The sequence below is a fragment of the Pseudomonas baetica genome, assembly GCF_051216495.1.
GTDB lineage: Bacteria > Pseudomonadota > Gammaproteobacteria > Pseudomonadales > Pseudomonadaceae > Aquipseudomonas > Aquipseudomonas baetica_B.
Map to the genome: position 1 here is coordinate 50,997 of NZ_JBPKAM010000032.1, position 11,246 is coordinate 62,242.

7 protein-coding genes are annotated in these 11,246 nt (G+C 60.4%); 2 read left to right on the forward strand and 5 right to left on the reverse strand.

Features of this window, described 5'->3' with window-relative positions; all coding sequences use genetic code 11:
* Window positions 1–61: 61 nt before the first annotated feature.
* From ACSFE6_RS13840 to ACSFE6_RS13850, 3 genes are all read right to left on the reverse strand, one after another.
* Window positions 62–1,642 (reverse strand): aldehyde dehydrogenase (NADP(+)), encoded by a 1,581-nt coding sequence (locus ACSFE6_RS13840; protein ID WP_435428138.1) that lies wholly within the window; start codon window positions 1,640–1,642, stop codon window positions 62–64.
* A 10-nt stretch (window positions 1,643–1,652) separates the two neighbouring features.
* Entirely contained in the window at window positions 1,653–2,645 is a 993-nt protein-coding gene (gene araD1 / locus ACSFE6_RS13845; RefSeq protein WP_435428139.1) for an AraD1 family protein, read from the reverse strand.
* A gap of 143 nt (window positions 2,646–2,788) precedes the next feature.
* Window positions 2,789–4,111, reverse strand: a complete 1,323-nt coding sequence (locus ACSFE6_RS13850; protein ID WP_435428140.1) for an MFS transporter — start codon at window positions 4,109–4,111, stop codon at window positions 2,789–2,791.
* Between the two features lie 196 nt (window positions 4,112–4,307).
* Between ACSFE6_RS13850 and ACSFE6_RS13855 the strand changes: the two genes are divergently transcribed.
* A complete protein-coding gene (locus ACSFE6_RS13855) occupies window positions 4,308–6,044 on the forward strand; it encodes an IlvD/Edd family dehydratase (RefSeq protein WP_011334608.1) in 1,737 nt (578 codons plus the stop codon).
* A 187-nt stretch (window positions 6,045–6,231) separates the two neighbouring features.
* Window positions 6,232–6,951, forward strand: coding sequence for a FadR/GntR family transcriptional regulator (locus tag ACSFE6_RS13860; protein WP_435428141.1), 720 nt, complete (start codon window positions 6,232–6,234; stop codon window positions 6,949–6,951).
* 176 nt (window positions 6,952–7,127) lie between these two features.
* Here ACSFE6_RS13860 and ACSFE6_RS13865 read toward each other — a convergent pair whose 3' ends face one another.
* Together ACSFE6_RS13865 and ACSFE6_RS13870 are read right to left on the reverse strand one after the other, a co-directional pair.
* On the reverse strand, window positions 7,128–9,512 hold the full coding sequence (locus ACSFE6_RS13865; RefSeq protein WP_435428142.1) for an efflux RND transporter permease subunit: 2,385 nt from the start codon (window positions 9,510–9,512) through the stop codon (window positions 7,128–7,130).
* Window positions 9,513–9,540: 28 nt separating this feature from the next.
* On the reverse strand, window positions 9,541–10,593 hold the full coding sequence (locus tag ACSFE6_RS13870; protein ID WP_435428143.1) for a WD40/YVTN/BNR-like repeat-containing protein: 1,053 nt from the start codon (window positions 10,591–10,593) through the stop codon (window positions 9,541–9,543).
* Between the last annotated feature and the right edge of the window lie 653 nt (window positions 10,594–11,246).

Below are 11,246 nucleotides of genomic sequence, written 5' to 3' on the forward strand. Positions count from 1 at the left end.
ATGTCGATTGACAGACTGCTATCGCGGGCAAGCCCGCTCCCACAGGTTTTATGACTGACTTTTAAATCGCATCTCGCGACGGCTTGCCATCCACCAGACGCTGGATACGCAGCGGATTGGCGTTTTTCAGCGCGTCCGGCAGCAGGCTGTCCGGGTAGTTCTGGAAGCACACCGGGCGCAGGAAACGATCGATGGCCAGCGTCCCCACCGACGTGCCACGCGCATCGGACGTCGCCGGATACGGCCCGCCATGAACCATCGAATCACACACCTCCACGCCGGTCGGATAGCCGTTGAGCAGGATCCGCCCGACCTTCTGCTCCAGTAACGCCGTCAGCTCACCAAACTGCTCGAAATCCGCTGGCTCGCCGATGATCGTCGCCGTCAATTGACCGTGCAATCCGTTCAACGCCGCGCTGAGTTGTGCCTGATCCGCCACCTCGACCACCACGGTGGCAGGACCGAAGACCTCCTCTTGCAGCACATCATCGCCTTCGATCAACAGGCTGACATCGGCCTTGAACAGCTGAGGCTGCGCCTGACGACCGTGCTGTTGCTGGCCTGCCAGATGCTCGATGCCGGGATGCTGGAGCAGCTTCTGCACGCCCCGGCCATAGCTGCTCAATGTCCCGGTGTTGAGCATGGTTTGCGCCGGTTGATCGGCCATCATGTCGGCCAGCTGTTTCAGGAATGCCGTGAATTGCGGCGAACGAATGCCGATCACCAGGCCGGGGTTGGTGCAGAACTGACCACAACCCTGCACCACCGAAGCCGACAGGCCACGGGCGATGGTTTCCGCGCGCACTTGCACAGCCTCGGGCAGCACGATCACTGGATTGATGCTCGACATCTCGGCGAACACCGGGATCGGTTGCGCACGTGCCGCCGCCATGTCGCACAGCGCCCGACCGCCCTTGAGCGAACCGGTAAAACCCACCGCCTGTATCGCCGGGTGTTTGACCAGCGCTTCACCGACCCCGCCGCCGTAGATCATGTTGAACACACCGGTCGGCATCGCGGTCTTCTCCGCGGCGCGCAGGATCGCATCGGCCACACATTCGGCGGTCGCCATATGGCCGCTGTGGGCCTTGAACACCACCGGGCAGCCGGCAGCCAGGGCCGCTGCGGTATCGCCACCGGCGGTGGAAAATGCCAGCGGAAAGTTACTGGCGCCGAACACCGCCACCGGGCCGAGTCCGATGCGGTATTGACGCAAATCTGGTCGTGGCAGCGGCTGGCGATCAGGCAAGGCCCGGTCAATCCGCGCGCCGTAGAAATCGCCACGGCGCAGCACATTGGCGAACAGGCGCATCTGACCACTGGTACGCCCGCGTTCACCGATGATCCGTGCGGCCGGCAACGCGGTTTCGCGACAGACCAGCGTCACGAACTCATCACCCAGTGCATCCAGTTCATTGGCGATCGCATCAAGAAACTGCGCGCGACGCTCGGCGCTCAGGCTGCGATAGGCGGAATATGCCAAAGCGGCAGCCTTGGCGGCGGCATCGACTTCTTCCGGCGTGGCCTGGATGAAATCATGGGGCAGCGCCTCGCCGGTTTCGGCGTCGACACTGTGCAATTTGACGCTGCCCAACGCACTGCGCTGACCACCTATGTAGTTGTGACCAAGAATCCGGGTCATGGATAGCTCCTCAAAGTGCGGCGACAGTGCCGGGTTCGAACGCTGCTTCAACCGGTGCGATGCCATTGACCAGCGGCGCGCCGAACTCGGCCTGGCTGATCTCGAACACATCGCCCGGCTGCGTGCGTACGCCATCGGCGAAGGACAGGGTCGCGGTGCCGAAGAAATGAATGTGTACATCCCCCGGACGCAGGAACTGGCTGTATTTGAAATGGTGGAATTCCAGGTTCGCCAGGCTATGGCACATGTTGGCCTCGCCACTGAGGAACTCGTTCTGCCACAGCACCTCGCCGTCGCGCAGGATGCGGCTGGTGCCCGCCAGATGCTGGGGCAAGTCGCCGACCCGCAGTTCCGGACCGTAACTGCAACTGCGCAGTTTCGAGTGAGCCAGGTACAGGTAGCTCTTGCGCTCCATCACGTGATCGGAGAACTCGTTGCCGACGGCAAAGCCGAGGCGATACGGTTTGCCATCATGACCGATGACGTACAGGCCGCTCAGCTCCGGCTCCTCGCCGGCATCTTCGGCAAACGGCGGTAACGGGAATGGCTTGCCCGGACGCACGACGATGCTGCCATCGCCCTTGTAGAACCATTCCGGCTGCACGCCGGCCTGGCCCGCTGCCGGTTTGCCACCCTCCACGCCCCACTTGAAGATGCGCATGGTGTCGGTCATGGCGGCTTCGTCGCCGGCCTGCTGATGCATCTTGTCCCGGGCCGAAGCGCTGCCCAGGTGCGTCAGGCCCGTACCGCTGACCAGCATATGCGCCGGGTCCGGGTGATCCAGCGGCGGTAGAATGCGCAATTGCGCCAGCAGCCCGGCGTAATCGTGGCTGATGCCCAGTCCGAGGGCCCGCACCTGCTGCTCCAGATTGACGCCCGCCTCGATCGCCGCCAGCGCCAGATCTCGAACCGTGCGTGTATCTTGCACTTCACGCACCAGCCCACCTTCGACAACACCTACCCGGCGCTCGCCGTTACTCAATTCGAATTGAACCAAACGCATGAAATGTCTCCTGTCTAATCAAACACCGCTATCCCTGTGGGAGCGAGCCTGCTCGCGATAGCGGTGTATCAGTCACCCAATATGTTGAATGTGGCGGCCCCATCGCGAGCAGGCTCGCTCCCACAATGGGCCGGTGTATGTCATCAGGTGCGGGAAGCGCCCCGCGCACTGGCCGCAAACTCATCCGCCGGTAACACATGCTTCTTTTCCAGCTTGCGGTACACCACGCCGGTCAGCACCAGCCCGAACACCATCACCCCAGACAGGAAGTACAGGCCTGACGCCAGGTTGCCGGTGTACTCCTTGAGCGCGCCGATCACGAACGGGCCGATGTAGCCGCCGAGGTTGCCCACCGAATTGATCAGGGCAATCCCCGCCGCCGCACTGGCGCCGGCAAAGAACCGACCAGGCAAGGTCCAGAACACGGCGGTGCAAGAAAACAGTGCGAACGCCACCAGGCACAGCGCCATCAATTGCAGCACCGGAAACGACAGCCAGGCACTGAGGAACAGGCCAATGGCGCCCAGCACATAGAGCACCGCCAGGTGGCCGTAGCGATCATTCAGGCGGTCGGAGCTGCGCGGGATGATCAACAGGCCGACGATCCCGAAAATGTAGGGCACCGATGACACGAACCCGGTCACCAGATCGCTGCCGCCAAACTGTTTGATCAGGGTCGGCAACCACAGGCCCAAGCCATAAATGCTCAGGGTCACCGGCAGGTAGAACAGCGCCAGCAGTAATACACGCTTGTCCTTGAGCGCATGCAACGGATTGCCGTGGCGAGTCTGGCCGTACTGTTCAAGGTCTTTTTTCAGCTCGCCGGTCAGCCAGTCCTTTTCAGCCTGGTCCATCCATTTCACCTGTTGCGGGCCGTCCGGCAACCAGCGCAGCACCGGCCAGGTCAGCAGGATCGCCGGGGTGCCAATGACGATGAACAGCCACTGCCAGCCGTGAAGCCCCAGCACGCCGTCCATGCCGAGCAAACCACCGGACACGGGACCGGTGATCATCATCGCGATCGGTTGCGACAGGATGAACAGCCCGAGGATCTTGCCGCGATGGCGCACCGGGAACCATTGGGTGATGTAGTACAGAACGCCCGGGAAGAACCCCGCTTCCGCCGCGCCGAGCAGAAAACGCATCAGATAGAAACTGTTCGGTCCCTGGACGAACGCCATGCCGATGGTGATGGCGCCCCAGGTGACCATGATCCGCGCGAACCAGCGCCGCGCACCGAAGCGATCGAGCATCAGGTTGCTGGGGATCTCCAGCAGGAAGTAACCGATGAAGAACAAGCCTGCACCCAGGCCGTAGGCCGCATCACCCAGGCCGATGTCAGCGCCCATGTGCAATTTGGCGAAGCCCACTGCGGAGCGATCCACGTAGGCGATCAGGTACAGCAGGATCAGGAAGGGAATCAGTTTCAGCGTGATGCGACGAATAAGCCGCAGTTCCTGGCTCATGGGATCGGTCTCCGATTGTTGTTTTTATAGAACCTCGGGGGGGACGCCTCTCACGGCAAACCGTGAGGGCCATCCCTCCGCTGAAAACGACTATATAGTATTACTATTTAATCAATCAACTCTTCCAAACTGGCAATTTTGCGCTTATGTTACGCCTCAGCTCGAACAATATAGTCATACAATAAGAGAATCGATCATGTCTGATAAGAAACCCACCCTGCGCTCCGCCCAATGGTTTGGCACCGCCGACAAGAACGGCTTCATGTACCGCAGCTGGATGAAGAATCAGGGCATCGCCGACCATCAGTTCCACGGCAAGCCGATCATCGGCATCTGTAATACCTGGTCGGAACTGACCCCGTGCAACGCGCATTTCCGCCAGATAGCCGAGCATGTCAAACGCGGGGTGATCGAAGCCGGAGGGTTTCCGGTGGAATTCCCGGTGTTCTCCAACGGCGAATCCAACCTGCGCCCCACGGCCATGCTCACCCGCAACCTGGCGAGCATGGACGTGGAAGAAGCCATTCGCGGCAACCCGATCGATGGCGTGGTGCTGCTGACCGGTTGCGACAAGACCACCCCGGCGTTGTTGATGGGCGCCGCCAGTTGCGACGTACCGGCCATCGTCGTGACCGGCGGGCCGATGCTCAACGGCAAGCACAAGGGCAAGGACATAGGTTCGGGCACCGTCGTGTGGCAGCTCAGCGAACAGGTCAAGGCCGGCACCATCACCATTGATGACTTCCTGGCGGCCGAGGGCGGCATGTCCCGCTCGGCCGGTACCTGCAACACCATGGGCACTGCCTCGACCATGGCCTGCATGGCCGAAGCGCTCGGCACTTCCCTACCCCACAACGCGGCGATTCCGGCAGTCGATGCACGTCGCTATGTGTTGGCGCACATGTCCGGCATGCGTGCGGTGGAAATGGTTCGCGAAGACTTGAAATTGTCGAAGATCCTGACCAAGGAAGCCTTCGAGAATGCCATCCGGGTCAATGCCGCGATTGGCGGCTCGACCAACGCGGTGATCCACCTCAAGGCTATCGCCGGGCGCATCGGCGTGGAACTGGATCTGGACGACTGGACCCGCATCGGTCGCGGTATGCCGACCATCGTCGACTTGCAACCGTCCGGGCGCTTCCTGATGGAAGAGTTCTACTACGCCGGCGGTTTGCCGGCGGTGCTGCGCCGCCTCGGCGAAGCCAATCTGATTCCGAATCCGAACGCTTTGACCGTCAACGGCAAATCCATCGGCGAGAACACTAAGGACGCACCGATTTACGGTGAAGACGAAGTCATTCGCACCCTCGACAATCCGATCCGCGCCGACGGCGGGATCTGTGTATTGCGTGGCAACCTGGCGCCACTGGGCGCCGTGCTCAAGCCTTCCGCTGCCACCCCAGAGCTGATGCAGCATCGCGGACGCGCGGTGGTGTTCGAGAACTTCGACATGTACAAGGCACGGATCAACGACCCTGAACTGGACGTCGACGCCAACTCGATCCTGGTGATGAAAAACTGCGGGCCGAAGGGTTATCCGGGCATGGCCGAAGTCGGCAACATGGGTCTGCCTGCCAAACTGCTGGCCCAGGGTGTGACCGACATGGTGCGCATCTCCGACGCGCGCATGAGCGGCACGGCTTACGGCACAGTGGTCCTGCACGTCGCACCGGAAGCGGCGGCTGGCGGACCGTTGGCTGCGGTGAAGGAAGGTGACTGGATCGAGCTCGACTGCGCCAGCGGCCGCCTGCACCTGGACATCCCGGATGCCGAACTGGCGGCGCGCATGGCCGACCTGCAGCCGCCGCAGCAACTGCTGGTGGGGGGCTATCGTCAGCTGTACATCGACCATGTATTGCAGGCGGATCAGGGTTGTGACTTCGACTTCCTGGTCGGTTGCCGTGGTGCTGAAGTCCCCCGCCATTCCCATTAACACTGCCGCCCCCTTGTGGGAGCTAGCCTGCTAGCGATAGCGCTCTGTCAGTTGATATTCATGTTGACTGATACACCGCCATCGCCAGCAGGCTGGCTCCCACATTTGCTTTGAGCATCCACCTCAAGATTGCACCGCGCCTGTTATCATGGCCGGCATACCCCCGCACAGGACCGCGTCGCCCCTCATGGACTACCGCAAACCCTCCGACCGTAAAAGCATGCACTCGCGCATCGTCCAGGAACTGGGCATGCAGATCGTCTCCGGGCGTTTTTTGCCGGACGACAAGCTGCCCGCCGAAGCATTGTTGTGCGAAGAATATGCCGTCAGCCGGCCGGTCCTGCGTGAAGCCACCCGTGTCCTGGTCGCCAAGGGGTTGGTGTATTCACGCCCGCGGGTCGGCACCGTGGTCAAGCCGCGCAAGGATTGGCACATGCTGGATCCGGACGTGTTGCACTGGCTGATGCAAAGCAGCCCGCAGAACGAGTTCTTCGATCTGCTGACCAGCGTACGCAGCATCATCGAACCGGCCGTCGCAGCCCTGGCCGCACAGTACGCCACGGATGCGGACATCGCGTCCATCGGCGAAGCCTACCAACGCATGGAAGCGGCAGCGACGCCGGAAGCCCTGCTGCAACCGGACCTGGATTTCCACAGTCGCATCGCCGATGCCACCCACAACGACCTGCTGGCCAACCTGTGCAACATGCTCTCGGTGGCGATTGCCGAAGCCTTGAAACATTCCAACCAGCGACCGAACCTGCATGAACTGGCGCTGCCACGGCACAAGGCGATTTTGACCGCCATCGAGAACCGTGATGCGCTGGGTGCGCGGCATGCGACGCTGGTGCAACTCGATGATGCGCGCAATGCGTTGAATGTGGTGTTGGGCACCGATCCTTCATAAACACCAAAGTACCCTGTGGGAGCGGGCTTGCCCGCGATTGCGGAGTGTCAGTCGATGCAATTGTTGAATGTGATGCCGTCATCGCGGGCAAGCCCGCTCCCACAGGGACTGATGTGATTTTGAAGATATAAAAAAGCCGCAACCAAGGTTGCGGCTTTTGTGTATCTGATAGCAGATCAGTGAGCGAACAGCGAATTACCCTTCTGCCCCGCCAGTTTCTCCGGCTTGATCAGGAACCGCGCCAGCGCTGGCAGCAGCCACAGTGCACCGAACATGTTCCACAGCAGCATGAAGGTCAGCATCAGGCCCATGTCGGCCTGGAACTTGATGGCCGAGAAGATCCAGGTGCACACACCGATGGCCAGGCACAGGCCGGTGAACAGCACAGCCTTACCGGTGGACTTCAGCGTCTGGTAGTAGGCCTCTTGCAGCGGCAGACCGGCACGCAGGAAGCTTTCCAGGCGACTGTAGATGTAGATGCCGTAGTCCACGCCGATCCCCACGCCCAATGCCACCACCGGCAGGGTCGCGACCTTCACGCCGATGCCCATGAACGCCATCAAGGCGTTACCCAGCACAGAGGTCAGCACCAGCGGCAGCACGATGCACAGGGTCGCCGCCCAGGAGCGGAAGGTGATCATGCACATGACCGCCACGCAGATGTACACCAGAATCAGGATGGTCAGTTCGGACTTCTTGATCACCTCGTTGGTAGCCGCCTCGATGCCGGCGTTACCGGCGGCAAGGATGAACTCCAGGCCTTCCTTGTTGTTTTCCTTGGCGAACTCTTGCACCGCGTGCACCGCGCGATCCAGGGTTTCAGCCTTGTGATCGTTGAGGAACACCAGCACCGGCGCCAGCGAGCAATTATTGTTGTACAGGCCATCGGCACGGGCAATGGAGTTGTTCAACACGTCCGGGTTACGCGACAGGGTTTCCCATTTCAGGTTGCCCTCGTTCATGCCCTTGATCATCTGCTTGGACACGGTCACCAGGGAAATCGCCGACTGCACGCCCTCGGTGTTCTGCATCTTCCACATCAACTCGTCGATCGGCGCCATGGCTTCGTAGCGCGAGCAGCCTTCGGACTTGGTCTTGACCATCACCACCAACACATCGGAGCTGGTGGAGTAGTTGTTGATGATGAAGTTGTTGTCCTTGTTGTAGCGTGAGTCCGGACGCAGCTCCGGTGCACCCTGATCGAGGTCGCCGATCTTCAGGTTCTGGCTGTACCAGAGGCCGCCGCCAAAGGCGATCAAGGCCAGCAGGATCGAGACCGGTGCAACTTTCGCGCTGGCAAAGTTCGCCAGCAGGCGCCAGAACGGATGCTCGCGGGTCGCGTCCTTCTTGCTGCGATCCACGGCGCGCTTGCTGATACCGACGTAGGAAATCGCCACTGGCAACAGGATCAGGTTGGTGAACACGATCACTGCCACGCCGATGGAGGCGCCGATGGCCAGTTCGCGGATCACGCCAATGTCGATGATCAGCAGCGTGATGAAGCCCACGGCATCGGCGAGGATCGCGATCATCCCCGGCAGGAACAGTTGACGGAAAGTGCGGCGCGCTGCGGTCAACGCGTTGTCGGCCTCGCTGGATTGCAGGGCGATACCGTTGATCTTCTGCACGCCGTGGGAAATACCGATGGCGAAGATCAGGAACGGCACCAGCATCGAGTACGGATCGAGGCCGAAACCGAAGAAGTGCATCAAGCCGAGTTGCCAGATCACCGCCACCAGCGTCGTGCTCAACACCGCCACGGTACTGCGCATGCAGTTGGTGAACCAGTAGAGCAGGATCAGGGTGATGACGAAGGCGACACCGAAGAACATCACCACCATCACCAGGCCGTCGATCAGGTCGCCGACCTTCTTGGCGAAACCGACGATGTGGATCTTGACGTTGGGATTCTGTTTTTCGAACTTGTCCCGGATCTTTTCTTCAAGATCGTGGGAGAACTTGCGATAGTCCAGCGCCAGCAGCTTGCCCTGGTCCTGCGGATCCGGGTAGGACTCCAGCAGCGGGATATCGACAATGCTGGATTTGAAGTCGTTGGCCACCAGTCGCCCGATCTGCCCGGACTTGAGCACGTTGTTGCGCAGCAAATCGAGGCTTTGCTGCGAACCGTTGTAGCTCTGCGGAATCACTTCACCGCCGGCGAATCCCTCTTCCGTCACTTCGGTCCAGCGCACGCTCGGGCTCCACAGCGACTTCAGACCAGAACGGTCGACGCCGGAAATGTAGAACACTTCATCGTGGATCTGGCGCAGGGTCTCCATGTATTCCTTGGAGAAAATATCGCCGTCGGTAGCTTCCACGGAAATCCGTACGGTGTTGCCCAGGTTGGCCAGATCGTTGCGGTGCTCCATCATCTTCTGGATGAAAGGGTGCTCCAGCGGAATCATTTTTTCGAAACTGGTGGACGGCCGGATCAGCGTCGCCTGCCAGAACAGGAAAATGCTGACCAGCAGGCAGATGGTGATCACTGCCGGGCGGTTGTTGAAAATCAGGCGTTCAAGAAACGTCGCCTTGTCCTGATGATGGGTGCTCAAGGAAGTCATAGCTCCGCCTTCTTATTATTAACCTGGCTCATTTGCCCAGCTCGGCGCCGTTCGGCGAAGTGGCGTGTACGCCGCCCTGCCCGCCCAGAATCAGATTGCCATTCCCTGCGGCGACCACCGAAGAAATGGAAATACGATCCCGGCGGTTGAAGACGCTGAAGGTCTCGCCATTGTCGCTGCTGCTGATCACCGAACCACCGTTGCCGACAATCACGATGGAACCGTCGTCGAGCAATGTGCCGCCGGACAATCCGAACTCAAGATCGCCGCGCTCAGCCTTGAGCGCCACTTGTTCCCAGGTGCTGCCGAAATCAGTGGAGCGATAGAGATTGCCGCGCAGTCCGTAGGCCAACAGCGAATTGGGTTGTGCGGTGCCGATCACACCGAACAACGAACCTTCGTACGGACCTTCGAGTTTTTCCCAGGTCTGGCCCCAATCGGCGGAACGGAACATGCTGCCCTGCTCGCCAACGATGAACAGCCCGGCGTCCTTGACGGCAGCGATTGCGTTGAGGTGATACTGATCTTCGTTGTCCAGTCGGTCACTGACGTCTTCCCAGTTCTTTCCACCATCGGTGGTGGCCATCAACGCACCGTAAGCACCCACGGCAAAGCCGCTGTTGGCGTCCTGGAACCAGACGTCGAGCAGCGGCGATTCGCGTTTGAGATCTTCAAATTGCTTGGTCCAGGTGACACCGCCGTCCTCGCTGGCGAGGATCTGCGCGTCATGACCGACAGCCCAGCCGCGTTTGTCATCGACAAAAAACACCGAGGTGAGCAGTTGCCGGGTCGGTACCTTGGCCTGAGTCCAGGTCGAACCCTGGTCATCGGAATACAGAATATGCCCACGATCCCCGACTGCCACCAGGCGCTTGCCTGCGTGCACGACATCGAGGACCAGGCTTTTGCTGGCCTTGGGTGATTCAACGGAATAAACAACGTCGGCTGCTGGCGCGTCAGCCGCCAGCACAGGTGCCGACCACGCGGCACAGCCCAACAGCGAGAGCGCTGTAGCCAGCAACGCGAATTTGCGTATGGCCGGCGGGCGGCAGATACCCACACCCATGACAGGCTCACTCATAGACCTTCCCCCATTATTATTGTTAGGTCGTTCAACCTTTCAGGGCGCCGTAAGGGGGCACGCCGGGATGACCTGTTTCAGAGCATAGTCCTGAAACCCGCAATCCAGAGCCCCTTCGGAAGCTGGCTTATCCTATCGGTGTTTTTCGACGGCTGACAATCGACGGTGCGTTATGTTTTGTTAACCGTTGGGGGTATGGGGGTTTTCTGAATGATTGGGTATTTTTCGGGGTGATTGGGTTTTAGTGTTCGGTGTTCGGTGTTCGGTGTTCGGTGTACATATCCGTTTCTGCGGTAACGGCCACTTATGGTTTCGCTCTTACAGCGACTCACTTTTTCAAACGCCAAAAAGTAAGCAAAAGGCTTCGCCCCGGCGTTCGGCACCTCGCTGAGGCTCGGTGTTCCCTCGCTACGGTGCCCATCAGGGGGCATCGCCTACGGTTTGCTTCGCTGCACCTCCTCTCGATGTGTGCGGCTTCGCCGCACGGCGCTGCGCGCCTAACCCCCTGATGAACACCTACGCTCGGCCTGCCGAAGGGGCGAAAGATCAAGAGCAAGATCAAAAGCCAAAGCAGATCGGGGATACCTGTAGGAGCGAGCCTGCTCGCGATGAATGACAGAACACAGTTGGGTGTCAGGCTGCCACCGTTATCG

Bases quoted from the DNA above. Each gene is read 5' to 3' on its own strand.
- araD1 (WP_435428139.1), bottom strand. From the start codon at position 2,645: ATGCGTTTGGTTCAATTCGAATTGAGTAACGGCGAGCGCCGGGTAGGT.
- ACSFE6_RS13860 (WP_435428141.1), top strand. From the start codon at position 6,232: ATGGACTACCGCAAACCCTCCGACCGTAAAAGCATGCACTCGCGCATC.
- ACSFE6_RS13850 (WP_435428140.1), bottom strand. From the start codon at position 4,111: ATGAGCCAGGAACTGCGGCTTATTCGTCGCATCACGCTGAAACTGATT.
- ACSFE6_RS13855 (WP_011334608.1), top strand. From the start codon at position 4,308: ATGTCTGATAAGAAACCCACCCTGCGCTCCGCCCAATGGTTTGGCACC.
- ACSFE6_RS13870 (WP_435428143.1), bottom strand. From the start codon at position 10,593: ATGAGTGAGCCTGTCATGGGTGTGGGTATCTGCCGCCCGCCGGCCATA.
- ACSFE6_RS13865 (WP_435428142.1), bottom strand. From the start codon at position 9,512: ATGACTTCCTTGAGCACCCATCATCAGGACAAGGCGACGTTTCTTGAA.
- ACSFE6_RS13840 (WP_435428138.1), bottom strand. From the start codon at position 1,642: ATGACCCGGATTCTTGGTCACAACTACATAGGTGGTCAGCGCAGTGCG.